The sequence below is a fragment of the Roseovarius sp. genome (assembly GCF_965228755.1).
GTDB lineage: Bacteria > Pseudomonadota > Alphaproteobacteria > Rhodobacterales > Rhodobacteraceae > Roseovarius.
This window is the reverse complement of sequence record NZ_CBDDIG010000005.1, coordinates 1,020,123-1,046,299: the sequence shown is the minus strand read 5'-3', so window position 1 is coordinate 1,046,299 and position 26,177 is coordinate 1,020,123. Positions and strand designations below refer to the sequence as shown.

The 26,177-nt window shown below is 58.7% G+C and carries 23 protein-coding genes; 1 reads left to right on the top strand and 22 read right to left on the bottom strand.

Annotated features, from left to right (window positions below; all coding sequences use genetic code 11):
- The 5 genes from ACO07J_RS08665 to ACO07J_RS08645 all read right to left on the bottom strand — a co-directional run bounded on the left by ACO07J_RS08665 (position 1) and on the right by ACO07J_RS08645 (position 4,439).
- Positions 1-1,116, bottom strand: a complete 1,116-nt coding sequence (locus ACO07J_RS08665) for a hypothetical protein (RefSeq protein ID WP_422028216.1) — start codon at positions 1,114-1,116, stop codon at positions 1-3.
- Between the two features lie 5 nt (positions 1,117-1,121).
- The gene (locus tag ACO07J_RS08660) at positions 1,122-1,811 is read right to left on the bottom strand and encodes a S1C family serine protease (protein WP_422028215.1); all 690 of its coding nucleotides are present in this window, start codon (positions 1,809-1,811) and stop codon (positions 1,122-1,124) included.
- Positions 1,812-2,142: 331 nt separating this feature from the next.
- Positions 2,143-2,346, bottom strand: a complete 204-nt coding sequence (locus tag ACO07J_RS08655) for a hypothetical protein (RefSeq protein WP_422028213.1) — start codon at positions 2,344-2,346, stop codon at positions 2,143-2,145.
- Between the two features lie 352 nt (positions 2,347-2,698).
- On the bottom strand, positions 2,699-3,103 hold the full coding sequence (locus ACO07J_RS08650; protein WP_422028211.1) for a hypothetical protein: 405 nt from the start codon (positions 3,101-3,103) through the stop codon (positions 2,699-2,701).
- 1 nt (position 3,104) lies between these two features.
- Complete coding sequence (locus ACO07J_RS08645; protein ID WP_422028209.1) at positions 3,105-4,439, bottom strand: leucine-rich repeat domain-containing protein; 1,335 nt, start codon at positions 4,437-4,439, stop codon at positions 3,105-3,107.
- A 17-nt stretch (positions 4,440-4,456) separates the two neighbouring features.
- On the opposite strand from ACO07J_RS08645, the gene ACO07J_RS08640 reads away from it, so the two are divergent.
- A complete protein-coding gene (locus ACO07J_RS08640; protein WP_422028207.1) occupies positions 4,457-5,077 on the top strand; it encodes a hypothetical protein in 621 nt (206 codons plus the stop codon).
- Between the two features lie 360 nt (positions 5,078-5,437).
- Here the strand turns inward: ACO07J_RS08640 and ACO07J_RS08635 are convergent, their stop codons facing one another.
- From ACO07J_RS08635 to ACO07J_RS08555, 17 genes are read right to left on the bottom strand one after another with little or no spacing between them, the layout of a single operon-like run.
- The gene (locus tag ACO07J_RS08635; RefSeq protein WP_422028205.1) at positions 5,438-5,713 is read right to left on the bottom strand and encodes a hypothetical protein; all 276 of its coding nucleotides are present in this window, start codon (positions 5,711-5,713) and stop codon (positions 5,438-5,440) included.
- Positions 5,710-12,747 (bottom strand): LPD38 domain-containing protein, encoded by a 7,038-nt coding sequence (locus ACO07J_RS08630; protein WP_422028203.1) that lies wholly within the window; start codon positions 12,745-12,747, stop codon positions 5,710-5,712. Before ACO07J_RS08630 ends, ACO07J_RS08635 begins: the two co-directional genes overlap by 4 nt.
- The gene (locus ACO07J_RS08625) at positions 12,748-14,880 is read right to left on the bottom strand and encodes a cell wall hydrolase (RefSeq protein ID WP_422028201.1); all 2,133 of its coding nucleotides are present in this window, start codon (positions 14,878-14,880) and stop codon (positions 12,748-12,750) included.
- On the bottom strand, positions 14,877-15,554 hold the full coding sequence (locus ACO07J_RS08620) for a hypothetical protein (RefSeq protein ID WP_422028199.1): 678 nt from the start codon (positions 15,552-15,554) through the stop codon (positions 14,877-14,879). The genes ACO07J_RS08625 and ACO07J_RS08620 overlap by 4 nt, the downstream gene beginning before the upstream one ends.
- 12 nt (positions 15,555-15,566) lie before the next feature.
- Positions 15,567-16,046, bottom strand: coding sequence for a hypothetical protein (locus ACO07J_RS08615; protein WP_422028197.1), 480 nt, complete (start codon positions 16,044-16,046; stop codon positions 15,567-15,569).
- Positions 16,043-16,552, bottom strand: coding sequence for a hypothetical protein (locus ACO07J_RS08610; protein ID WP_422028195.1), 510 nt, complete (start codon positions 16,550-16,552; stop codon positions 16,043-16,045). The genes ACO07J_RS08615 and ACO07J_RS08610 overlap by 4 nt, the downstream gene beginning before the upstream one ends.
- Before the next feature lie 5 nt (positions 16,553-16,557).
- Positions 16,558-18,603, bottom strand: coding sequence for a hypothetical protein (locus ACO07J_RS08605; RefSeq protein ID WP_422028193.1), 2,046 nt, complete (start codon positions 18,601-18,603; stop codon positions 16,558-16,560).
- 60 nt (positions 18,604-18,663) lie between these two features.
- The gene (gene lysC, locus ACO07J_RS08600; RefSeq protein WP_422028191.1) at positions 18,664-18,897 is read right to left on the bottom strand and encodes an Rz1-like lysis system protein LysC; all 234 of its coding nucleotides are present in this window, start codon (positions 18,895-18,897) and stop codon (positions 18,664-18,666) included.
- Positions 18,842-19,153: a hypothetical protein gene (locus ACO07J_RS08595; protein WP_422028189.1), complete on the bottom strand. Its 312-nt coding sequence runs from the start codon at positions 19,151-19,153 to the stop codon at positions 18,842-18,844. The genes lysC and ACO07J_RS08595 overlap by 56 nt, the downstream gene beginning before the upstream one ends.
- Positions 19,153-19,350 carry a hypothetical protein gene (locus tag ACO07J_RS08590; RefSeq protein WP_422028187.1) on the bottom strand — a complete coding sequence of 66 codons (198 nt, stop codon included), beginning with the start codon at positions 19,348-19,350 and terminating at the stop codon, positions 19,153-19,155. Before ACO07J_RS08590 ends, ACO07J_RS08595 begins: the two co-directional genes overlap by 1 nt.
- Positions 19,347-20,093, bottom strand: coding sequence for a glycoside hydrolase family 19 protein (locus ACO07J_RS08585; RefSeq protein WP_422028185.1), 747 nt, complete (start codon positions 20,091-20,093; stop codon positions 19,347-19,349). Before ACO07J_RS08585 ends, ACO07J_RS08590 begins: the two co-directional genes overlap by 4 nt.
- Positions 20,090-20,401: a hypothetical protein gene (locus ACO07J_RS08580; protein ID WP_422028183.1), complete on the bottom strand. Its 312-nt coding sequence runs from the start codon at positions 20,399-20,401 to the stop codon at positions 20,090-20,092. The genes ACO07J_RS08585 and ACO07J_RS08580 overlap by 4 nt, the downstream gene beginning before the upstream one ends.
- 22 nt (positions 20,402-20,423) lie before the next feature.
- Positions 20,424-20,981 carry a hypothetical protein gene (locus ACO07J_RS08575; protein ID WP_422028181.1) on the bottom strand — a complete coding sequence of 186 codons (558 nt, stop codon included), beginning with the start codon at positions 20,979-20,981 and terminating at the stop codon, positions 20,424-20,426.
- Positions 20,981-21,400 (bottom strand): hypothetical protein, encoded by a 420-nt coding sequence (locus ACO07J_RS08570; RefSeq protein WP_422028179.1) that lies wholly within the window; start codon positions 21,398-21,400, stop codon positions 20,981-20,983. The genes ACO07J_RS08575 and ACO07J_RS08570 overlap by 1 nt, the downstream gene beginning before the upstream one ends.
- The gene (locus ACO07J_RS08565) at positions 21,397-23,385 is read right to left on the bottom strand and encodes a hypothetical protein (protein ID WP_422028177.1); all 1,989 of its coding nucleotides are present in this window, start codon (positions 23,383-23,385) and stop codon (positions 21,397-21,399) included. Before ACO07J_RS08565 ends, ACO07J_RS08570 begins: the two co-directional genes overlap by 4 nt.
- A complete protein-coding gene (locus tag ACO07J_RS08560; RefSeq protein ID WP_422028175.1) occupies positions 23,382-25,466 on the bottom strand; it encodes a hypothetical protein in 2,085 nt (694 codons plus the stop codon). Before ACO07J_RS08560 ends, ACO07J_RS08565 begins: the two co-directional genes overlap by 4 nt.
- Positions 25,463-26,173: a hypothetical protein gene (locus ACO07J_RS08555; RefSeq protein ID WP_422028173.1), complete on the bottom strand. Its 711-nt coding sequence runs from the start codon at positions 26,171-26,173 to the stop codon at positions 25,463-25,465. The genes ACO07J_RS08560 and ACO07J_RS08555 overlap by 4 nt, the downstream gene beginning before the upstream one ends.
- Positions 26,174-26,177: the final 4 nt, after the last annotated feature.

The following is a 26,177-nucleotide window of genomic DNA, read 5'->3' as shown; positions in this document are numbered from 1 at the left end:
CTACCGCACCCCGACCCTCGCCCGTGAAATCTCTCCGTCCTCTATATGATGGACAATGGAGGTCAAGGAACGTGCCCCAGAGTACGCATGTGTATATGCATGGAAATCTCGGGGAATGATGGTGCCGACGCTCTCAAACCGCATCCCGCCGATCTCCTTGGCCGACTCGTGATGCACATGGCCTGAGAGGGCAAGACGGTACTTGGTTCGACCCCATATCTCGGGGAACTCTGCGGCGGCGAAGTGGACCAGCCTGTCGGGCTTTGCCCTGTCCCCGTGGTGCAGAAGGATCATGTTGGCGCCGAACTCGTGAACGTAGAAGTCAGAGGCATCCTGAATGATCGTCACGTCCTTGCAGTCGGCGTAGTATTCCGACAGGGCGAGCGTCACCGCGTGGTGCGCCGTCAGGTCATGGTTCCCACGACGACCGCAGTATATCACCTTGCCGTACTTTTGTCTAAGGGCTTCGATGGCCCATTTCATCACGGCCACGGCCCGGCGGAGGATGATGAAAAACCGGCTGTCAACGTCCAGCTGGTGCCCGCTCTGGGGCGTCACGTTACGCTGGTCGTCGGTGTGGGTCAGGTCGCCCAGCTGCGCCAGCAGAGCCGTGCCGGCGTCCGGGGTGATGGTCACGAGCCGCCCGAAGGTTTCCTTGAACACTCTCTGCGCCTTCTTGGTGTCCCAATCCTCCCCGACTTCCTCCTGATCGGTGAGAAGGCCCATGTGAAGATCCGCCACAGTGAAGGTCGCCAGGATATCCTTGGGGGCGTTCGGCTTCACGACAGGCAGGGGCGGCGGAACGGTTGCGATGGCCTCCCGGATGGCCTCCGCGTACTCCACCGGATCAGGCGGCGCGGGCTTGTTGGAGTGCATGACGCTGTGAGTGGTCGTGCCGTCCTTGTGCGTCTTGGTCCAAACGATGCTGGCGGGGGTGTCTGCCCCGATGACCTGCGCTCCGTTTGTCAGGGCGGAGGGGGCGTCATCCCACTTACTGGCGCGTTCCAGGAGGGATTTGACGCCCGACACGCGGATGCCCATGATATCCCCGATATCGGCCCACGAGCGGCCCTCCTGACGCAGCCTTTGCGCCTCGGCCTGCCGTTCGGTTTTCATGGCCCCTACTCCGCCGCCACCTCAAGGGAAGAGCGGTAGTTGCTTAGAAGGGTCTGAACCCGATCCAGAGGCACAACGAAGTTGAAGCTCATCGGAACACGGGTGAACCCCATCTGGGCCATGATGCCAGCGGAAACCACGCCGATCAGCTCGCCTTGGTCATTGTAGACCGCGCCACCAGATGCACCGCCGGCGATCACGGCGTCGGTCTGCCAGTATTCGTGCCGCTCCATCTTGCGGTGCTTGGCGCTGATGATGCCCTTGGTAACGGTGTTGTCGAGCCCGAGGGGGTTGCCGACGACCCAGATGGTTTCCCCGACGATGGGGGCTTCCGTTGCAATGCTGGCCTCCATCGGGAACGGGGCCGTTGCGCCGTCAGACAGCTTGAGAAGGGCCAGATCGTTCAGGTGGTCCTTTGCCACGTATTCGGCCTGCACCATGAAAATGCCGGTATTCTCGTGGTCGACGTAGAGGTTCTGCTTGACCATGGTCATGTCGCCGAGATCCTTGTCGGCAACGCAGTGGTGCGCGGTGAGGAGAAGCCCTGCCTCCCGGTCGATCATGGTGGAGGAGCACTTGCCGTCGAGGGCAAAGTTGGTTTCCTGCACATGCCTGCCGAGATTTTCCAGAATCCAAGGTGCAGCAATCGCACACGTCGAGAACACCGCCAAGGCGGCTGCAAGGATGAACTTCATGGTAAGGGCCTCCTTGAGGCTATGCACTGGCGTTGTTGCGAGTGCTTCGGAAATCTGCTAGGAATACCGGGCGCTGTGGGGGTTGCCTTTTGCCGCTTCCTACTTGCAAGACAGCGCTCACGGGCTACAGCGATACTGTGGCAGCCTTCGGCGGGCTAAAGGGCGATGAGCACTGGACACGAGCCAATGCTTTCGGGCCCAGCCGCCCTAACCTTCCGCCTCAAGCTGTTCAATCCGCTCCAGCATCTCAAGCAGCAGTTCGGCAACGACAGGCCCGGTCTGCGGCCAAGCCTTATACACGTACTCCGCTATCCTCTCCACGCGCTCACGGTTAGCCATGGAGGCTCAAGCTGTCTGTCTCGGCCTGCATCTTGTCGGCCCAGAGGTTCATGGCGATCCTGCGCCAGCGCTCGGCGGCACGGATAACGGGCATGGTTTCCCCTGCTTCGATTTCCCTGTGCTCGGGCACGCCACGCGCTACACGGTCCAGCACGCGCTGCAATATCTTTTCGTCACGTTGCTGTTGCTCGTTCATGGGGATTCCTGTATGATATTGAGGCGTTACGCGGCGGCGAAAATCCTGATGATGTCAGGAGAACCCCGTGGGGGTGGGTTTCGGCTCTAGCCGTCGCGGGCGCGACACTGGCGGCCCCTCACCCATGATACCGCCCCCAAGACCTCCGGGAGTGAAAGAACCCGATAACCACCACAAGCGCCCACCGCTTTCTATGAAACAGATAGCTGCACACGCTCTGCGGTTTTGAACCGGGCCATAGCCATTGCTGCCACTTGCACGAACCGCCTGAATCCAGACTGTCAAAGTCGAACCCCAGAAGCTCAAGCAGGTCCAGCATATTGCATCCCTCCGATGCAAGGGGGTGGGCTTGCTAGATTTCAGCCTCGACCCTGCTCACCCCGGCCCATTCCAGCGCCTGTTGGGGAACGTCATGGACAATCGCCATAATGCGCCCAGGAGCGGCAGTGACAGGGTTTTCCGGGTCGTACACCTCGAACACCGCTTGGGCCGTCTCACAGAGGCTCCTGTCCACTATGCCGCCGTTCTCAATGTAGAGCGCTTGTAGATCTTCCCGGTCAAGGATGGCCGGGTGCTGTACGGCAGCCAGTTGATCCGGTGTCCAGAGACCAGATGAGACGGCGTACAAGTTTTCACTGGCGTCTTCATAGGACGGATTGCTGTAAGTGGTCAGCGCGGTTGCCTTGCCCATGAGGACGTGAACATGGGCACCGGCTTCGCACAGAGCAGCAGGAACAATGAGGGTTACGCGGTGCATCTTAGTATCCTCCCGTTACCGTGACGGTCCAGCCTTTACCACGCAGATTGTCGATGGATGTTTCTCCCGCCGATGATGGTGCTGCGTTTGTTCCGCCTTCGAGTTTACAATCGCCATTTGATGCCCCTGCCGTGTCCAGAGCAGCCAGTAGAGCGTCCACCGTGGCCTCCGGCAGGTCGTTATTTTGTGCTCGAAAATCATCAAGAGACACAGGGAGCGTACCACCTGCCCAGCCTGTCAGAGAGTTGCTGTAGCACCAGAAATACACAAGGGTGGTATTAGACGACAGATTAGGAATAGAGCCTGTCAGAGAGTTGTTATGGCACCAGAAAACCACAAGGTTGGTATTAGACGACAGATTAGGAATAGAGCCTGTCAGAGAGTTGCTGTAGCACCAGAAATACACAAGGGTGGTATTAGACGACAGATTAGGAATAGAGCCTGTCAGAGAGTTGTTATGGCACCAGAAAACCACAAGGTTGGTATTAGACGACAGATTAGGAATAGAGCCTGTCAGAGAGTTGCTGTAGCACCAGAAATACACAAGGGTGGTATTAGACGACAGATTAGGAATAGAGCCTGTCAGAGAGTTGTTATGGCACCAGAAAACCTCAAGACTTGTGTTATCATTCACCAGCGGCCACAGGACAGTAGCTGGCGCGGTCAGTCCTGCCGCACCAAGGTCCAGTGCGCTATCCGACGGATCACCCAAAGTAACGGTTGCCTCAACACCGTTGGCGCCAATAGCCGTCACGACAGGCGTCTCCGCGTTGCTCATTTCCATTCGCAGGTTCGCAAGTGTCAGGTCATCGGTCATCGTGACCATGTATTGACGGTCGCCAGTCATGTGCGCCGACACCCTGTCAATCTCCGTCGCCGTAAAGTTACCTTCACGAGCGACATAGCTGGGCAGTCGGACATTTGGTAATCTGGTATCAAAACCGGCGAGCGGGATGTTATTGTCAATCTGGTGGCCATGAGGGCTGCTGAATGCGCGCCCGCCCGAAAAACTTCCCGAAATATTGTGGACCACACAATCGTCAATGAGGTCTGGATCGAGATACCAGAGGCCGCCCGCTGTCTGTAGCGTGGGCCGGTAGTCGTCATTGTCGGACTGCGTGGCGTTGTTACCGTTGCCGCTGGTATCCAGCACCAGCCCAACCGGATCACCGGCCCCTGCTGGCGTGGTGCCTGCGGCGTCCTGAAAGCAGACGTTCGGGCCGACAATTAGCGCCGTGCCCTTTTCACCAAACCGAAACAGGTCAGCAGGCGAGAACCCCCTCCTCCGGCCAAAGGGGGAGGAGAGGCGGAAATTGTTAATCGGCAAGTCGAGCATGGCTGTATTCCTTCGGCATGTTCGGGTATTGTCCTGATATGTTTGTCGCTCCGTTGAACCTGTTTGTTGTCCAGATCCCGAAGACAGGGACGCGCACGCTCCATGAGGCGGTGCGGCGGCAGCATGGCGATGATGCGATCGTGTTCAGTGAGCACGATTCAATTCTAAGAATGTTCGAGAAGGCTTCCGAGAAAGGGCTCATGCCGGATGGGCCGCCCGATGTCATGGCCGTGGTGCGGGAACCTGTGTCCAGATTCATCAGCGCCCTGAATCACTCCTTTGGCGAGTTTTCTGACGAGGAAGTCAGCCTGGATGACGCGATAAACCGGGCATTTGACTCTAGACGCAACCGCGTTTTCCGTGCTCAATGTGGCTATATCGACACCGAAGGATGCAACCTTCAGCTTATCCCGTTTGATCACTTCGATGCTGCCTTGGAGCGGATTGGCTACAGAGGCCCCTCATTCAACGACAGCGCGTCCATTAAGAGGTGGCGCGCCGATGATATTAAGAAACACCCGCGAGGGAAGGAAATACTGGAACACTGCCGGCTGGATGACAAACTTTATGAACGGGCGGTCAGTAGTTTCCCCGCCCCCTTGGGAGAATCTACTGATGAGAAATACGACGCAGCTTAGCATTCTGGCGGCCTTTGCCCTTGCGGGATTGTCCGGATGCTCCGTTACCTATCCAGTCGTCGCTATCGGTGAGAATGGGCAAACCTACAAGGGTTCAACAACCGCCGGCTTAAGCACGGGCTCTTTTGAGGTTTCTCGGGGGAGCGTGCGGTGCGGAGGCAGCTTTGACCCGCTAAACACATCCCCAACGGTGGCGTTTCCTGTAACTTGCAGTAATGGCCTGAAAGGCATTGCCACTGTCACCCGTGACAACTCCCTACAGGCGGGCTCAGGAACGGTTCGTATGTCGGATGGATCAGAGTGGAATATCCTCTTTGGAAATGCAGCCGCCGCGTTTTAGGCTCGGCGTGATGTAAATCGTCAGTATTCCCTCGTCTGGCTCATTTCGTTCTGGTCGTTGAAGTGTTCGCCGCGAAGAAGAGCCTCGACATCCTCGAATATCCGGTCGCAAACTTTCTCCCTGTCCGTGACCTGAGATTCAAGTTCCCGCCAGAATTCCTCGTCGGCCAAGCGTTCCTGCTTCTTTAGCGCCTCATATTCCGGAGACGCCTTCACGGCGCCCTGCCACCCCGCCTCGTAAGCGGTCCATGCTATCAAAGCACCAGCCGCAACAGCACCGGGAACCAGCCAGGTCATTCTGCTTGCGGCCCCATTATGTCAATAAACCTCTTGTTGAAGGTGACGTAGATATCATTCCGCCTATCGTATAAGACATTAAGCCTATCCCGCCTCTGCTGATCCGTCAAATATGGGTTGGCATAGATAGATTTAATTTTCTTTGCGTTTGATTCCCGCCGCTGTTCAGCAAGCTTCAGGTGGCCGCGCAAGCGAACCGCTTTCAACGTCTCTTCGCTGACGTTTTCGAGATTTCTGCTTTCACGCTTGGTCTCATAGTCATGTTCTGCCTTCTCCACCTCCGTTTTGAAATCAAAGTACCGACCCTGGTTCAACCAATCGCCATGGCTGTAGTGCAGGACACGCGCCAAGGGAACACGATGCGCCTCAATAAGATCGGTATCGCCCCGCGCAAGGTTCGTGCCGGTCTCAATCATGCGATCGGCAAACCGTCCAGCGCCGCCCCCCAGGAATTTGGCGGTATGATGCAGGTATTCGGGCGAGACATCCAGCCAACCGGCACGACCCTCATCACCACCCGTCAGAGCGTTCAAGCCCGTCGCCACCTTCTGGTAAACCTCTGGCGGCTCGTTCTTGTACATCTTTTGCGATTGCGGGCCAGTATCGTCCCACGGGTTTTCCGGGCGGATCGGTCGGCCCAGCCAGTCCTTGTTGGTGACAAGCTCCAGAAGGTGATCGCCCAATGTCGGCATCACGGTTTGCGTCACACTCTCTCCGCTCAAGGGCGAGAAGCCGGCGAACGCAGCGGAAACCGTATCCAGCGCAGCTTCGTCCGCATCCTTCACGCCCCGCATCGTCTTGCCCATCTGTTGGCCCGCATAGAAAAAGGCGTTGTACCCATAGGGCAGCGGGATGGTGAAGTAGCTGTCACCGGGCCCGGGGATTATCAGGTTACGTTCACCGATGTAATTCGGGATTTTGTCATATTTCAATTCTCCGTCTTCATCTGGCTCGGAAAGGTACGCATTGAGCAGATCAAGCGCCAAACCCAGAACGGTCGCCCCGGCAACGCTCGCCGCAACACGCTTGTGCGTCGTCGCCTTGAATATCACCTGAGAGCCCTGTACCGCCGCATTGAAGAACGGGAACCATGCGTTCGCTACAGCCGTGGCGCTGCCTTTCCGGTTGAAGTTCACGGTCAGGTTCTTGGAGAGCGAGGACGCTTCCTCGATAGTCATGCCCTGCTTGCGGGCTTCCATGAACACCGACAGACGGACAGCATTATCTACCGCAAGGTTCAGACGCTCAATAACCTTTAGAACCGGGTTGTCTTGCGTGTTGGCGCGTTTCAGTTTTTTGGCGCTCCGCTTGATCTTGTTTCCCGTATTCAGCTTGATTTGCTTGGCAAATTCGTGCTGCCGGGCACCGGGAAGTTCCAACTTGAAGAAGCTGACCTTGGCACCACTCTCCGCGAACTCATGGAAATACTGCGCCCACTCTCCTTGCGCGTTTGTATCCCCCAGGCCCTGATAGGAGCCACTGAAAGCTTTGATCCAGTCCCGCACCGCTGCCTTTTTGACCTTCCCGCGGATTTCCTTCGGCAGTTGGCCAAGATTGAACTGAGCCGTGATCATGTCACGGAAGGCGTTCACGATAACAAAGGGCGGTGACAGCATTGTGTTGACAGAACTAAAGAACCGGCTGAAGGCACTGGCGGCCCGCGTGATCCTGTTGAACTGCGGGACCGCACCCACGGAACTCAGTGCTTTCTCCAGTCGCGGATCGACAAGTTCGATGCGCTTTTCCTCGCCGTTGATCTTGAGCGCTATTTCATTCGGACCAAGGTTCGTTTGTGCGGCGTCCATGAGGCGGGTTTCCACACGGCCCGTGTTGCGGTTGAACACCCGTTTGGTCTTCACGTCCTGCGTTTTCCACATCGCCGGGTTCGGATACTTCGTGGCGAGATTATAGAACGACTGCATCACGAGGTTCTTTTCAGCGCGAACCGTGACTTCCTCGGCCATCGCCAGCATGGTGGCCAGCGGCGAAAATGCTTCCGAACTCCGCCCGGTAATAGCTTTCGCTTCTTTCCCGGTAACGTTGTACTTGCGCCCGCGCCGCACCGTGGGTTCGTTGGCGATGGCATCATACATGTCTGTTTCTGCAAATCCCTTTAGAGGGACGTAATGTTTGAACATGGCGCGCCACGCATTGGCCTCTGTCGTGGACAGGAGCCCCGCATCTTCGCGCCACTGGATCATGTCCTGCCCAAGCCGGTCGGCCATGTCTCCGATACGCTGCAAAACCGGCATGAAAGGCTGGCCACTGGCTTGCTTAAGGACAGCCTGTGCCTCCGCGTCCGTCATGCCGGAACCGCTTGTCATATTGGGATCGCGCTGCTGCACGAGCGCGTTGCGCTCCTCGGCGTGGCGGGCCGTAAGCCACAGGTCCACTGCATCGGCGCCTTCCCGCACCTGACCGTTCTGATCGGTGAGCTTGATCGGCGCATCCGATTGCGCAATCATGTAGGCCATCGGTTCGGTGTACTCTTCCCGCAGCACATCGAGACGGCGCCCGACCCGGCCCGTATATCGCTCCTCCGCATAATAGGCGCTCTCGGCCTTGGATATCTCCTGCCCCGTTACCGCGGCAATAGCTTGCTCCGCACGTAGAAGCGGAAGCATCATGTCCTGGAACTCGACGCGCAATTCGTCAATGCTGTCCATGATGGCGCCCTTAGCGCCGCCGGCACGGTTTAGGAGGTTTCCGTTGCGGCGCACCGCCTCATCCCAGATGCGACGATCCGGAACGGTCGCGGTATTGGTTGCATCCGCCAGTGCCTGACGGGCGTCGGTTTTCATGGCCGTCGCGGGGCGCTGGAACTTACGGGTCATATCCGCCGGCATGGCGCCGTCACGCGCGCCCACATCGCCAGCATCAATGGCCTTGAAGATATCCGCCGGTGAAGTAACCCCCTGCCCTCGCAGTGTCTCCATGAGCGCCTTGAAGAACCGCCTGATCTTGGCCATCGGGCCTTTGGCTTTGTCCGTCAGGTCCAGATTGCCTTGCGTCCAATCTGCGAAAGCCTCCGCAACAGCCTCTTCAATCTGACCTTCACGGTCCAGATCACCGTAGCGTTCGGCAATGTTGTAGCGTTTCAGCCATTCCTTATCCGCGGCTTCGCGCAGCGCGGACCACTCGCCATCTTTGAAGAGATTGCGCGCCCGAAGGACGTGGATTACCTCGTGGTTCAGTGTCGCGACATCATTGAGAGCCGCGCCGATCAGGATAGCGATGTCGTCGTTGGGACTGATTTCCGTGGCACCCTGCTCGGACATGGCCGGATCAAAGCGCAGATCGACGTTGCGGATCATCAGCTTGTCGAGGCGCTTGCGCAGTTCCGGCAGGAGGCTTTGTACCTTCTGCTCGTCCAGCGCGGAATCGCGTCGGTAGAAGGTGCCTTCGAGGTTATCGCCTACCAGTTTACCCGGCTGCTGTAGAACTTGCTCCAATAATCCGGATCTTTCTCCGCCCTCTGTGCGTGCCAGGGTATTGAAGAGTATACCTCTTTTAAGCGTTCTGCGCCCCGCGCGCGCCGCTCGCACTCTTGGATGCTTAGATGCCCACCCGTCCAGCACCTCATCAGATATGGGTGCGCCTTCAGAGTTTCGGAAGGTTCCTGTTCGGAAGTCATATCGAGCGCTACGGAACTCTGGGACATAATGAGCAAGGCTTTCCGTGGAAACTTCGATCAGTGACTGGATATTACCAAGATCGTCGTTGGCCGCAAGCTCGGACATGAACTCAGCCGCGAAAGTGTCGTTCCGACGCTGGTACTTTCGGGACGTATTGTCGCTGCCATCCGGGCGAACGGATACGGCTTCATCCTGCTCAGCCTGATCCAGCATGTCGCCTTGCGTGTCGAACAGCCCGCCCGGCTCATCCTGCGGGGTGGCTGACCGCATCCGGCTCTGTTGTTGACGGGCACCCACCTCACGGCGCTGGTCGGCCTCACGGGCGCTCTCTGAGCGTGCAACGTCCTGTTCTGCGCCGGGGATGACTTGCTGCTCGCCCGCTTCGGTGCGTTCGGTAGCAGGTTCGGAGATTGCGCGGGAAACAGCATCGGTCTGAGCGTCGGGTGATTGCCCCGCCGCGCGCGCCGCCGGAGTGTCCCCATTCAAATCCGCAAGATGCTCACGAACTGGAACCGCCTCATACCTGTCGGCATTGATGGCATCGATCTTGTCGCGGTCGCGCGTTTCCATCACGACTTCGCCGGTATCCCTCTGACGGATTATCCAGCCTTCACGCTCGTCGCCTACGTCCCGGCGCTCTCCCGTGATTTCCGGGCCTTTTCGTTCCGGCTCTCCACGACCGCGTTCATCGTATTCAGGGCGCGCTGAGCTTTCCGCTTGGCTGCCTCGCTGGACTTCGGGTTGTCCAGTATCGCCCGCATCTGCTGGCGTCCGGTCTCGATCTTGGCGCTGAGGCTGGAAGTCTTCGATGCCTGCTTCATTCAAGGCACTCCTGATTTGCTCGTCAATGATGATGTCCTCGACATCCCCACCGTCCCGTTCAAGTCGATCATACACGTTTTTCCGCTCCGATGCGGTTAAAATCGTGCGCTTCTCGTTCTCCACCCGGCGCACGGCTTCCCGCACGCGCCCCGATCGCTCGTTATCGGTGCTGATGTCGGTGTCGCGCGCCGGGATGAAATAATCACCGATCTCTACGGCGTCGAACTCCGGCTCAAAATCGCTATCTCGTCCGGATTGCGCCCGAACCTGAGCCGCTTCGTTAACCGACAGATTTGATTCCACCGCGTCCCGACGCGGACGACCGTTCGCCTCGTCAATAAGCGCATTCATCAAGTCATTGCGGTCCAGGTAATTGCCGGTTTCGTCAGCCTGTACCGTTTCGGCAAGATAGGAACTGATCTGCGGTTCGATATTGTCGATGTCCGCGCGACCGCCGCGCTTGAAAAGCCCCGGCGTGTTTTGCGGGGTAATACCAGCGTTGCGCAACTCCTGCCCTGCAATACCTTCCGGATCGATCCGGATACCGGCGGCCTTAACCTCGTCCGTCAGCGGACGGCGGCGAGATGCCGTCCTTTCCTTCGGGGCACGTCGAGTTGCCGGTTGGGGCGTTTCCACATCCTCAGAAGTCTCGCGTACCGGAGTTGTCGGCTGGGCGGCTTGTTGCGCTTGGTCATTGCTCTCCTGTTGGGGTTCGACGGCTTCCGGCGCCACCTGAGTTTCGACCGGCACAACGCCGCCTGTTTCCGGGTCGATGCGCATCATGCGCCCGGTTGACTGGCCATCCACCTCTTCTTCGAAGAAATCGTCGTCACCGCCGACTTGCTCGCGATCCTCTGGTTCCGGCATTTGCAGCGCAGGGCGGTCCTCAACAGGACGCCCGACCACACCTTCGGTGGCCCGTTCAGGGGCGGCTGCGGGCGCGCTCTCAGGGGTCGGTTGTGCCGGAGGTGTGGGCGACAGCCTGTCGATGGCTGACGGCTCCTGTACCACGCTCTGCTGCGGTGTCAGTACATCCGCACCGCCCTGATCCAGAGGCTGAACGCCGGCCTGCGGCGGCCGGGGCGGCGTTTCGCCCCGCACAATACTGTCGACGAGCTCCTTGCCCTCTCCGATGACATCATCGGCAATCGGGCTTTCCCTGTCCTCCGGCGTCAGGAGCGGACTGTTGCCATAGTCGGGACGAGGCGGAGCGCCTTGCGGCTCTGGCGGCTTACTCGCCGGGGTCTCACCGTCACGACCAGCAACGGACCCGACGAGCCCCATGCCACCACCAAGAACGGCACCGACAAGTGCGCCCTCCGCGGCACCTTCGTCCCATCCGCGCTCCGGATCATAGAATTTCTGGGCAACAAGGTTGTTAGCAACCGTTGCCAGATATTCCTGTGCAGCCTCCTCCCCCGAACCTTGCGCGATATCCGCGAACCGCTTCATGAGCGTATTGCTCACCTTCGGACGGAGACGGGGCGGCAACAGTTTCAGCGCGCGGCTGATCGGAATGATTTCAGTCGCGCCAATGGCGCCGGCCCAGCGAGAAGCCGCCAGAGCCGTCTCTTCATCTACACCGGCGGCGCGGGCTTCCTTGTAGATTTGCGACGAATTCAGCGAAGAACCAAGCCCGGCCCCAACACCCAGACCAGCCGGGCCCGCAATGATGCTTGCCCCGGCAAGAGCGGTCATGTTGCCGGCACCCTCGGCCACGCCAGCCCAGAACGAGGTGTCGCGCGGATCGGGCGCACCGAACACATCCTCGGAGGATTGGCGAATTTTGCCGCCGACACCAAACATGCCGGTATCCTCAACCGGCGTCTCAAGGGAAGCGCTGTCTTCACGCACCATATTGGCGGCGCGCAAGATTTCCCCTTCGACATTGGTTAGGCGCATCCGGGCCGCACGGTTGCGCGGGTCATCCTTTTCGGTATCCGCAATGATGCGGTTCAGGTCTTCACGCTCCTTCCGCAGAGCCGGAACGGCATCAAGCGCGGAGCCGTAGCGTTGGCGGGTGATATCTCTGTCAAGTATCGCAAGCGCTTCGGGGACTGAGGCGATTACTTCTGTAGCGCCCTTTGCTGCTTGCTGCCCGCGGCGCTTGGCGAGCGAGCCGAAGCCCTCGCCCTCAAACGGGTCGTCGCGGGTTGCAGCCTGTGCCGCCATCGGCGGCGGATCAGCGGGGCGCTGCGCGGTCCGCGTCACGGCATTGGGCTGCACATCCGGCATGGCGCCATCGTCCAGATAAGCAGAACGGCCAAAGCCACGCTCTGCACGAGCGTCGTCGGTCGTGTCAGGATTGCCGCGGTTGACGACAGGTTCCGGCGTAACGGGTTCTGCCGGCGGGGCTGTCCTGGGCCCGCCTACCTGCGGCGAAAGGCTCGTCTGACGCTGGGCGCTTCGCATGCCAAGGCTGGACGGAGTGGGGTCGTCCTGTGGGATATCCCCTGCCCCATCCGCTTCCGGCATGTCGCCTGGCGAAACCCGCAGCTTCTCCGGTTCCTTCCGGGGCAGAAGGTCATCGAACAGACCAACCTCGTCGGCTGGGATCAGGTCGTCAAAGATACCCATTTACAGACCTTTCGGGTCGATACCATAGCTGCGAAGACGTGCCTCGACCTCGCTGCGATTTGCGCCGGCCTCGATGGCCTTGCGTGCCTGATCGAGAGCGGATTGCGCCGTCACGCCCGCCGGAAGCGTGCGGCCATCAGGTGAGGGCTGACGCGAAGCCGAAGGCGGAGTTCCGGGGTCAGATGGCATGGTGGGTGTTGGTTGAGGCTGAGACGGCGGCAGTATTACGCCGGTTGGCGACCCGACATCATCCGTTTCCAGTCGGGAAACCGCACTGTCGATCGCCTGCGCCTCGCTCATGTTTTCCTCTTTCATGAGGCGCATAACCTCCGCTCCGACCAGTGTCTCGATGTCATCAGCGATACCATCGTCAATGAACATATCCGTTCGACGCAAAGCGAGACGTAGCCGCGACTTCGTGGCCTTGGAGAGCTCCGGCGCTGTCTTCTTCATGGCGCGCGTAACCGGCTCACCGTTGCGCGTGACAGGAATGGCCTCGTTGGTACGGCCATTGTAGCGGTGCAGGGTTTCCTTGCCGTCGCCGGTCGGAATCCACTCCTCGCCTTCCAGATTGATTTTGTCATCCTTCTCCATCAACTTGTCGAGGTTGGAGGCGGCGCGGCGACGTGTATCATAATCCACGTCAGGGTTGCCGATAATGCCCAGAAGGATTTCCGCGCGCTTCTTTTTCGAGGCATCCGCTTCCGTTTTTCCGGCGGAGCGCACCGTCACATTCCCCTGCGTGTCCGTGGTGGCAAACGGATTCTCGGAATTCATCACGATATCCAGCCCGCGCGGCTGCCGTAGTCCGCCTCCTGCTTGCGACGATCCCTGGCCAGATGTCGCTTCAGCGTAGAATTCCTTGCCATGAACAACAGCATCACCCGGCCCAATGCCCTCATCCCGCATGCGCTGCGTGACAAGCGCGGTATATTCCTCCGAAGTGCCTTCCCCGCCCTTTTTGCCGAAATCCGCACTGGTGGGCATACGGACGCGCTTGGCCTTGTCGTAGACAGCCTTCACCTCGTCGCGCGTCGGGATAATGGAGCCACGGTCCTGCGCCAGACGTTCCGCCTCGGCAGCCGAAACCGATAGGTAGTTACCGCTTTCATCGCGGGCATAGTCAGGCGCTGCATAAACCGTCTTGCCATCACGCTTGCCCACCGCGATCCAGCTATCATCCGGAGAATTGAAGCGATATTCCCGAAATAGCTGGGAATAATCCGCATACTCCGGATTGGATGCATGAGCCCGCCCCTTGGCGTCAAAACCCTGATACACATCGCGGTCATTCTTCACGCCGCCAATCATGCCCAGCCGTGTCTCGCCCCGCGACACCGCCTCCTGCTCCCGCAACGCCCCTGCGCCTGACGTGCCGAAGACATGATCCCCGATCCGCGTCTTGGCCATGTTCCGCCCCCATACCGGGTCGGAAATATCGGGATTGTAGAAGTTCAGCGCGCCGCCTGTCGGATCATCGTAGGCCCCCGCCAGAATTGCATCTGCCACACGGTAGGCGTCTTCCGAGGCCCGGATGCTGTCCACATCCTGCCCCTGCTCACCATTGGCGTAGCCGGTCTTGCTGTTGAGCGGGGAAAACTGACCGGGTTGCATCAACACATCGCGAACCGCGTTCGGATATCTCGATGACTTCATGCGATTGCCGATGACGGACCCCACCGCAAGCATGCCCTCGTATCCCTGATTGCCTGCTTCGGCAGTAATCAGCTTGGCCAGCAAATCCCGATCCTCCGGCGCTGCCGATGACACCTTCCGGCCCATGTCGTAGGTTTTCCCATTCGACTGAACCGTGTCGCCACGGTATCCCGGCGACGTGCCGCGACCCATGTCACGCGCCGGGTCTACCTTTTTTTCGGTGGCTCCGGTTGCCGCATCCAGCCCGTACATGGCCCGGTTCGCGCTTTCCATGGCCGCAGCTGCCCGCCGTTCCTTGCCGCGTTCATAGGCGCGTTTCTCTTCAAGGAGACGATCATCCCGGTCCCACGCGGCCTGACGATATGCTTCACGGTCCTTTTTGCGCCGTTCGTACAGCGCATCCTCCCGCTGCTGCTCGGCATAAGCCACAAGGCCGCGGCCCAACCCCTGAAGGGCACCAGCAAAAATCTCGCTCATGACATTGCCCCTTTCGGTTGGCGAGGAATAGGCGCATCAGCCCCGGTCCCCTGCATCTGCTGACGCATATCCTGCGGCATCATTTTGGCCATCTTGCGCTGTTCAAGCGCTCGGATACCTTCTTCCCCACCTGCCTTCTCTGCCATTGCCTGCACTTCTTCGGGCGTCACGCCGTCGCCCAGCGTGCTGTCCGGACCCAACTTCGCCTGAAGTTCATCCGCAGCAATCAGAAAGGCATCCTCGATCTGTTCTTCCGAGAGCTTGCCAACCTCGGCCTTGATCTCTGCAAACTTCGCGATTTCATTCACAACCTGCCAGCCAGCCATCAGCATCGCTTCGTCAGGAATTCTCTCACCGGCCTTCTGTGCGGAGAAATACAGCTTCGCCCCGATCGAACTGGCAATTCCTGCGATCCCGGCCTCCGGTGTCGGCGCCTTCTTGATTGACTCCACGGCCTTCGGCATGAATTCCTTGTTGTAGAGGTGGAGGAGGGAATAGGCATACAGCTTGTTGTACGCCTCCTTTGTTTCCGGGGTTGGCATGTTTTCGGCCCCAGGTGCATCACGCGGCTCCGGGCCCTCCAGCCCCTTTTGACGCGGCATACCGGGACGCTTTTGGCGCGGAGGCTTCTGGCCTGCATCCGTGGCGGCGTTCAGTCCTTTAGGCGGCATCATGTCGGAAGCTCCTTATGCCCGGATAATCCGGCCTTGACCGGGGTCGTATTGATAGCGCTGCTGGCTTTGCTCCATGGAGCGGGCAACACGCGCTTGGTTTTTCGGAAGCGCCGGCTGCGTTCTTGCAGAATTCGGCTGCAACGGCCCTCTCCGGCCAGTCACTTTGTTAAGCCGCGCCTCAAGGCTGCCCGCCTCCGGTCCCGCCTTACCCAGGCTCTTATCGAGCTTGGTTGCAGCTTCCAGCCCAACCCGGTCTGTCCTCTTTCCAACAGGGTCTCTTGTTTGCCGCTCTGGAACATTCCCACCCAAGGCGCTGCCTCGAACCGGTTGCGTGCTGGCAACGGCCTCACCGATACCGGCGTACCGCTCCTCGCGGCGTTTTTCTTCGGCGATGCGGGCCTTTTCTTCCGCCTCGCGCTGTTTCTTGGCCGCCATGGCGCTGCCAACACCGGAAACGACCGCCCCAATGATAGGAATGATGGCTGCGCTCATTGCTCTGCCTCCTTTTCGTAGATTTCGCCGGTCTTTTTGTAGCCGGCCATTCGAAACATTCGGCCCGTCACTCGCGGGTTCATTACTGCGTCATTTACACAATGGACCCGCGCAACCGGACCATCCTCGAACGTATCCGCCCATTCGTGCATCGCATGTAGAAGGTTTGCGCCAGCCCTCGGATGGGCCATGTCTGGATCCACGTACCAAATCAGGTCCGTCACGACCGCCTCTGTCATGACAAAATATCGAGGCTGCAAAAGCCCGATGATCACGCCGCTGATCCACGGCTCGTTTTCCATACCGTTGGTCACGAATACCGACATGCTCATGAGGCTTGCTGGAGTGCTATGACCCTTGATGGCCGTGAACAGAAAATTTCGAGCCGCGTCTTCTACAATCTCGGTAGTTTCGAATAGCCGACTGCTTTCGTGGCACTTTTTCCCAAGCGCGATGATGTACGGAATATCCGCAAATCTCGCCGGCCTTGCCTCATTTAAACTCACTGGCGTTATCGACCGGCGCCAGAGCTTCTACCGGGATGCGGTTTGGCTGGTTCATACGTGACTTGCCCGCCGGTTCGGTTGCCACCGTCAATGGCATCAAGCAATCCGTCGCTGAAACCGCTGCCGCCGCCATCGACGCCAAGGAAATTGAAAAGATCATTTGCCGCACCGGTGCGGCCTCCACCACCTCCCGAGCCGCCGCCTTGGCTCGGAATCGGAACCTCCCACTCCAGATCAATGCCATATAGCTCTTCGGTCAGTATAAGCTGGTTGTTCAGGCGCTCACCAACGGCCAGCATCAGTGCCGTTCGGTCCTTGGACGAGATGTCAGGATTGCGCATGATGGAGTCGAACGACTGATTCCAGAGCTCATTCATGGAGATGGTCATGTCGGAAATCAGTTGCTTTTCGTCCATCTCGAAATCGAGTGCGGCGATCTTTTCCTTCGTCTCGTTCTCAAGAGCAACCAACTCCTTACGCGTATCAGAATCAAGCTGCGCCAATTCCTGCTCGGCAAAGATTTCCATCTCGGCAACTTCCTTGTCGAACTGGAATTCTGCGGCTTGCATCTTCATCCGCTCACTATACTCGGCACGGGTCAGGCCAAGCTGGTTCTCGAATTCCTGATCGGTCAGTTCTTTCGTCTGCTCGAATTCGGCCTGAGACAGCCCGAGTGCCTGTTCATACTCCTGGGCCGACAGTTCAAGTCGAATTTCCTTCTCGATATTGGCGAGATCAATGCGGTTGGAATTCTCTTGCGCGACGATTTCAAGCTGTTGCCGAAATTCTTCTCTTGACAGCCCGAGTGCTTGCTCAAATTCCTGATCGGTCAGTTCTTTCGTCTGCTCGAATTCAGCCTGAGAAAGCCCGAGTGCCTGTTCATACTCCTGGGCCGACAGTTCAAGTCGAATTTCCTTCTCGATATTGGCGAGATCAATGCGGTTGGAATTCTCTTGCGCGACGATTTCAAGCTGTTGCCGAAATTCTTCTCTTGACAGCCCGAGTGCTTGCTCAAATTCCTGATCGGAAAGTTCAAGGGCCTGGTCGAACTCTTGCTTCGAAAGCCCCAGCGCCTGCTCGAATTCCTTGTCAGAAAGGGCGAGCTCGAAGTCCTGTTGAAGTTTGCGGTCCTCGATGCGGAAGGCAAACTCCTTTTGCTGCAACTCGATCTGTTGCGCCATCTCCATCTTGGTGAGCTGGTACTTCTGCTGGAATTCCTGATCCGACAAAGCCAGATCGTTCTGAAACTGTTGGGCCTGTACCGCCAGATCGTTGGCAAACTCTCGGTCTTGCAGCGTCAGGTTTTGAGAGAACTCCTGATTTGACAAGGCCAGTTCAAACCCTTGTTGCGACTCCTGTAGGCTCAGGGCGTATTCATACTCTTGCTTTGACAGCCCAAGTTTCTGCTCGAAGTCCTGTTCGGACAGCGCAGAATTCTGTTCGAATTCCTGACGCGACAAGCCGCTTTGAATTTCCCCTTGGTATCCGGCCTCCTGTAGCCTCTGACCGAATTCCTGCTCCGACAGGAGCCGGCCAAATCGCTGCTGCGCCTCCTGAGAGGCCATGGGAACAACTCTATCAAGAACAGCGTTGGCGCTCGCCTCTGCTGCCATGGAGCTATTCAGCAGGCCGCGGCGATTGGCGACCTGACGACCCTCGGCTTTCGCCCGCTGCATCAGATCGCTGTCTTCGCTCATCATCTCGGCGGCGATATCCGCGACATTGGTCGTGCCGTAGGTGTCAGCATCCGGACCGGATGTCGCCATTTCCAGACCGCGCAGGCGTCCGGTCTGCTCATTGGTGGCAGAGAACCCCTGAGGCGGCGGTGTCGTCGCGCTCGTGGCCTGCATGGTCTGCGGTGCGCTCTCGGTCTTTTCCGGCTTCGGCGGGTTCGCTTGGGGCGCGGTCTGCATGCTCATCGGCTTCGGAGCAGAGGTTGCCTGCATGCTCTTTTTCGTGCTCTCAAGCGGTTCTGTCGCCAGATCGAGACCGTGCCTTTCCAAGCCACTGCGCTTCAGTTGGTCTCGGAGGTATTGTGCGTTGAGCGCCATATCAGACATCTCCTTTTGACGCGCACATACGCGCGATAGGTTTCGACGGCCTTGAGCAGGTCATGTCTCGCCCTCCAGTATCTCGCCTACGGCGACCAGCTTCCCATTGGCGCACTCCGCACTCCGCAGGTGCTCCGTGGCCAGGACGGCCAGTTCGTTGACCGTCTCCACGCGGCGCTCTGAAATTGGGCAGGGCGCAAGTGTCTCAGAAGGTATTTCAGGCCGGACATAGACATACTCAGTCTCCGCGCAGGCTGTTAATGCGATCGGCAAGATCAGGATCCAGAGGCGCATCTTTGATATCTCCTGTAAGCAGGCCCTCGATGGCGGCGGAAAGCTCCTTGGAGCGCGCCTGCCAGCGTTTGGCGCGGGCACTCTCTACCTCGCGCGCAAGGGCCGACTGTGCGGCTTGCTCCTTGAGTGCGACAACGGAACGCCCTAGACGCTCATTCTCCGCCTGTAGGGCGCTGTTCTCGATTCGCAGCAGGGCAATCCACCCGGCGGCGGCAATGGCCGCCACAAGGGCCGCTATAAGGGCGTAGCGGGTCATTAGTCTCGCGCGCCCTCAAGCATGGCGAGAATATCGTCGTCCACGACACCGCCGTGCGTTCCGACAATTGTCGTGCTTTCGATGGCCTTCAAACCCGGCAGCGCCATCATCGCCCGATAGCAAGCGCATTGCTCGCCCGGCAGGCCACAGTTCACAAAGCAGATGCGGGGTTCGTATTTGGGAAAGTAGGTCATCATCGAACACCCCCCGTCCATTTCTTGATGCGCTCGCGGAAAACTATGACACCAGCCACAAGCACCAGCACCAAGCCGCCGAGGATGGCGAGCTTCACAATCTGGTCTTCGGCCTGAAACCACGCAAACGCCCCCGGCCCGGCCACACCCGCCCACTGGACAGCCTGCGCCTGCACCGTCTTGCTCTTGGCAATGGTCTCGCGCGGCTGCGTTCCATCCCGGCGCTCATTCACTACTGGCGCGGGCTCCTCCACGCCATACCCCATTGCCTCAAGTTCCGTTTCGTATTCACGGGCCAGTTCCGCAATGGCGTTAGCCTTGTCCATGCCATTCACTACGCGCCGCGCGCCGCGATAGTTGGAGCGTTGCAAGGTGATGTAATCGGACAGCTTCTTGCCGGTAAACAGCCCCTCACGGCACCCGATAACGAGGATTTGCACTGCGATGTCGGGGCGCATCACAACGTCAGGGTCTGTTGTCAGGTCCAGCCCGAGGCGTTCGCCCATGCGCGTGTAGTTGGCTTCCCACGTCAATTGGACGTAGCCTCGCCCGTACCAAGGGTAATAGCGCAGGTTGCGTTGCCTCCACCCCTCGGACAGCCAGAACGCCTCCCGCACCGGCTCCATCGTGCGGGCGGTTTCCCAATATGCCGTTGCCAGCACATACGCCGCCTGATTGCGAAGAAGGCCCTGTTTCTGGCACTCTTCAACAATCAGTTGCGTGTCACCCAGACGCATATCCGTCATCTCGGCACCGTCCTTTGCAAAAGTTCTTTGATATCCGTCTGAATGCCGTCCAGCCGCGCATTCATGTGCTGCCAGTCCCGCTCCCGCGATGCCCTGTCTTCTTCGCGCTGCTTTTCCAGACGGCGTTCCAGCATGCGCAGAGCCTCTATCCGGTCCTGCGTTTCCTTGCTGATCGCGTCCCGGTTATCACGCGCCTCGCGCCCGTTCCGTCTGGCGCGCCCCTCTAGCGTGGCGAACCAGAAAACAGCAGCCACCAGCGCGCCCGCAATAGCTATCCAGTCGCGCAAAATGCCCGGCAGTGAATCCATGGTTTCGCCTCGTGTAATCCAGTTACGGCCAGTAGCTGTCGTCAGTGAAATCGGTCGGGATACCGCCGGTAAAATCCCCGGTGCCGTCCTTCATGTCCCACGAAACAGCGTAAATTGCCGTGGCAACCTGCTTGGACTTCGCGACCAGTTCAATCATCTGATCGGGTGTCAAATCATGCATTATATCAACCGCATCGCGGAACGGGATAATCGCGCCGGTTTCGCCCGACGCCTTGAGGCTTTTCGCGGTAGCATCTAAGGCAATCATGTTGATCTGGTCAGATACCCCTCCCTGAACGGGAACGTCACCATATCCCGTGACAGCCACCGTGGTTCCCGCAGCAACCCGGCGGTCCCGCTCGACATTTACGGCCCTTTTAATTTCGGTGTCCGACATCCGCTCGACCGTCCATTCGAACCGCCACGAACCATCGCCCTGCTCCGTTGGCATGTCATCGCGGACGGCAACCTGCCCGGCGTCAACATCAGGACGTGGTGCGGTCGATACCTTCGGTAGCCCGAGCTTCTTGGCCTCTGACTGGTTGCGGTAAAGCGTCTGTGTTTCTGGATCGTAGAGCATCAGTACCACTCCAAGGTATAGGTGTTTCCGTTCTCGCCAGCGCCGAATGAACCACTTCCGCCAGCGCTTTGAATTTTTGATCCGTTTACCGACATAAAGCTCGTGGGAAATGTCAGAAGGCTTTCGTTCTGGACACGAATGCCGGTGTACAATGCTTGCATGTCCGCTAGTGCCGTGATGGCATCTGCGTTGCTTGCAAACTCCATCTCAAACGCTCGGAAACTACCGAAGTAATATTCGACCAGAAGACCGTCCGAGTTCAATCGGCACAGAGTGTCGGTGCCCTTCGAGCCAATAGAGAGGTCATCTCGGCTGTATCCGTAAGTAATGCTGCCATCAAACCCGACTGTGATATCAACGGTTCCGAAGGTGGCAGTTGGCACGTATGCGATGGGAGCGTGCGCAAATGGCATTATCATTGCAGCGCCTCGATTGTCAGCGACGAGAAGGAGCCGACTTTCTTGACGTGGAATAGGTAGTCGTTACCGTTCGTCGTCTCGTAATCATCACCGTTGACAATGGTGAAGCCCGATGTGGTGACCGTGCCGGCACTTGCGCCATTCGTCACCTGAATGATAATCGTGCAGTTCCCTGAGGTTGATGGCGGTGCAAGTGTGAAGGCTCCATTTGCCGTCAGCGTTTTGAAGTTTTCCTCGCCTGCGCCATCCACTTCTGGCGTCACTGTGCCAGTTGTCACCGTGCCGAGGTTCTCTGCATCGCTATCGAAGCCTGCGGTCAGGGTGTCATGGGTGTCGGCCTTGAGAATGTCCGCATCAAAAGCCTGCACGTCTGTACCGATTTCAAGGCCAAGGTTCGCTCGGGCATTTGCCACCGTAGACGCCCCTGTGCCCCCGTTGGCGATGGCCAAGTCCGCGCCTGACCAGTTCGCGTTATTGATATTGTTTACAGTGGCGAGAGAGCCAAGGCCAAGGTTCGTCCGCGCCGTCCCGGCGTTGCCCAGATCGGATAGGTTGTTGGCGGCCAGAAGCGCGCCGTTTGTGTCCAGCGCCGCCGCGGACCACGACGAGCCATCGTAGATGTAAAGCTGGTTGTCGGTCGTGTTGAAATATAGATCGCCTTCGTCAAGGCTGGTGGCTGGTGCTGACGCGGCAATCCGGTAGCGCGCCGCGAAGTTGCTCACATCGCCAGACATGCCCGCAACGGTCGTCACATCCGAACTGATACCTGCAACCGTAGTGACGTTCGCACTGATCCCGGCCACGGTCGTGATGTCGGTATCAATTCCCGCCGCCGTGGTGATGTCAGACGAAATCCCGGCCAGCGTCCCGATATCAGTGCTATCGCCCGCGACGATCGTAACATTGGCCGAGATGCCAGCCACCGTGGTGATGTTGGCGGAAATTCCGGCCGCTGTCGTCACATCACTGGAAATGCCAGCGACCGTCCCGATGTCGGTTCCATCCGCTGCAACTGTGGTCACATCAGACGAAATGCCCGCGACTGTCGAAATCGCGCTAGTAGCGGTCGTACCGTCCTCAATGTCCGCAAGCGTGCCGATGTCGGCGCTCAGCCCGGCCACGGTCCCGATGTCGGTGCCGTCATTGGCCACTGTCGTGACATCAGAGGAAATACCGGCCACGGTGTTCACGTTCGCGATGTTCGTGGAAACAGTGCCGATGTCCGTTCCGTCCGCCGCAACGGTGGTAATGTCCGAACTAATTCCCGCCGCCGTGGAGATATCCGTGGAAATGGCCGCAAGCGTCTGAATATCCGCACTGTCACCGGCCACGGTGCCAATATCCGTACCGTCATTGGCAACGGTGGTCACGTCGCCACTGATCCCGGCGACTGTAGCAACATCGGCACTGACGCCTGCCACCGTGGTGACGTTCGCGGAAATACCGGCTACCGTGGTCACGTTGCTGTCGATGTCAGCCACAGCGGTTACGTTTCCTGATATCCCCGCCACCGTGTTGATGTCGGAGATGTTGTCAGCCACGGTCGAAATATTCACAGTGTCCTGAGACGCGTAGGACAGCATTCTGAACTGCGAGGCAGACGCGTCATAAACGAGGTGGTATACCTTCCCCGCCTCCAGATCGTCCGCCGCCGGGTCTCCACCCGCGAATGTCTTGACTGCCCTCGCGCCCAGACCATCCACATTCAACGTAGCCGCACCGGTGTTGGTATTGCCGGACCCGATTTCCAGGAGAAGCGTGGCGCCATTGACATAGCTGGTCCATGTCTTCGGCATTGCCGCGGTATAGACATCCGCCGCCCCGCCATCGACAGCAAAGTTCACCCGCCCCTGATTGGTTTCGATCACATCAGGGAGCTTTTCAAACCCGGACGCAATGGTGTTGAATATCGCGTTCATGGCCTCCGCGCGGCCCAGGGTATGGCGAGACAGAGGGGAGTTGTGGTTGAAATAATCGTTGCTCATCTGACCTGTCTCCGGGGAGTGTAGTTGACGCGCATTGATGTCAGCGTATGCGGCTCTTCATATATCGCGTCCGACATGATGACCGGGCTCACGTTTGTGCCGATACCCTGCAATTCAGCGCCGGCCTGTCCCTGAATCTGTGAAGACCAATGAAACTGGTTCCAGAACATGGTGTTCCAGAAACCGCCACCGCCGTAGATATCGACGGATTGCTCTTCACCACTGGAATTGTTCGGATTGCCATAGGAGAAATCGCTTGAAAGCGAGAGCTCAACGTTGTCCCCGTCAAGGTCCGCCTCGATCTCCAGGTTATGATAGCGCTTGTTCTGGTTGGGCGAGCCTTGATGCATGAAGGCGAAACGAATGAACGCCTCGATCTCTTCGCCATCAAACGAAGTCCCGGCGTCCATTTCATAAACGTACCCGCTGCCGTCCCCGGCCAGCAGTATCTCATTCCCGGACGCGTCTTCCGACGATACCACGACTGTAGGCGTGAACCCGAGCGACAGCCGCATACATGCCGGGTACTTCTCTCCGACAAAAATACTCAGGACCGTGGCATCATCGTAGAACAGCCGGTAGATATCCTTGGAGCGAACCCTTTGCACACCAACGGGCGTGACGCTGTTCGTTCGTTTCTGGCGAATGAACGGCTCAACCAGAGAGGTGATTGTCCCAATCCGCCAATCCCCGTAAGCCTGCACCGCCTCAAGCCTGCGAACACCCCTATCATCAAGAAACATTGGCGATCCAACCGCCTCCAAGGTGTCGGAGACCCCGCCGCTATCCTCGGATACGAAGTTCACCTGAAAGTCGTTCACATCACTCCCGGTGACATAGACGACCTTGTTGCGGGCCGTGGCCACCATTGAGTTTTTGGTGAATCCCTTCATGCCCGTGATGTCGTCACCAACCCCGACCTCGCCGGCACCTGTCGTCGCGTCAAACACGAGCGGCAGGCCAGTTGACGAAAACTGCATGGTCCCGCCGTCATACCCGAGAAACAGGTGGTTGCTCAGAATGGCGATATGCTTTGGCTTGTCGAGCGAAGAACTCAGCCCGGTTCGGATCGGAGCCAGAATAGTCCCGTCCCACTCATGGGCGTATCCCTCACCATTCACGAAATAGACACGCTTCAGGTTACTGGTGCCAAAGAAGTTATGCCGAACCGCCCGATATTTCCCGCCGGGCGGTAGCGTGATAGCACTCTGCGCCCCACCCGCGGAAGCCGTGCCACCGGATGCCCCGCCCGTGACCGTCTCCGCGGCCTGAAACGTGCCACTTATGCCGGAGAGGACAAAGTACCCCTCCGCCGTGCCCGACCACGCCCCGTCTTGCAGCACGACGCGCTCCACTGTTGCCGTCGCGCCAGACGTTCCGCCTGAAATCGTCTCGCCCTCGACAATCTCCGCGGTTGCTCCGCTGTCAAAGTCGAGGGTGTGGCCAAAGGTTTTTTGTGTCCATCCGCTGGCGGTTGCTTGCCACATCTGCGCAGCAGTGCCGCCGGCATTGTTGCGAACCGCATAGACAGTACCAGACAGCGTGAAGATACCCAGAATATCCCCGGACCCGGTAATGGCGGATATCGCGTCCCGGCGCTTCTCGATCGCGGCCTGCGTGTAGGTATCGTTCAGCGCGTCCGTCGACGCCCCGCCTTCCGTCGCAACGCCATCAGCCACAGCCACCGTCGATGCGGAGACTTCCAGGTTTTCATTGTCCTGAAACGTGCCCGACACATTGTAGAGGATCAATTCACCGGCGGCGTCATTCCCGCCCCATGATCCACTGCTGACCGTTGCGTCCTGAAGGGCAATGCCGGTTGCCCCAGACGTTGCCCCTGTAACCGTGTCGTCTTCCGATATAGCCGTCTGACCGGCGTCAAAGTTCATGACCCAGTAGGACGCCTTGGACGGCTTGGGGCGCCCATCAAATCTTTCGTACCCGTCGAATCGCCGATATCCTCGGTAATCAGCCTCGTAGTTCTGGCACGCAATCAACCGCCCCTTCGGGATCTGAATGGGAGACGTAACCAGATCAAGGCCCCCTTTGCAGGGGGCGATATCCACGGCATAGTTTGTCATGCGAGGGGCCCGGCAGTGTTCATCAGGGCAAGCTGGCCAGACCGCAGATTGCTGAGTTCCCCGAAATAGTTGTTCTGCCACATCGGCAGTTGTTCACTGTTCTCGTCAAACACCGCGAGTTGACTCAGAGCCTTCCACTTGATCGTGTCGTGATACTCTGCGGGGCATTCCGGCTCGTCAGCGTCGACCGAGAGCACCTGCGGCGCTTTGTAATACCGCCCCCTGATCGTGTAGGACGCATCCGGGATCGGGTAGAAATGCAGTTTTCTCTGCGGGTCGACCGTGACAACCTGCGGCTCGCCTGTGGTCGTCGCCGCATCCCCGCGCAAGTACCGGCGGTAGAACTCCGGCCACTCCACGTAAGCCAGCAACCGCTCCTCGCTGCGGCCCGCGGATGTCAGGTAGGATGTCATGGTGAGCTCGCCCTGCTCATCATGGATCACCCAGCGAGAAAAACGACTGGCGGTAATCCCCATGGCCGCGGCATCATAGTCCTGAGTGCTGGCGATGGTGGTGCCGCTGAACGCGGCATACATCCAGAGCCAACTCTTATGAAGGCGCTGGATGTCCCGCCACGAATCCTCGACCATGTGCTTCATCCGAAGCAGGCGCCCGGTGACGCCTGTCAGAGTGCTCGGGTCGTTGATATTGGGCTCAGTGCCGCTTTCGCGGGCCACGTCCTGAACCAGTTCCAAAAAGGTCGCCATCAGG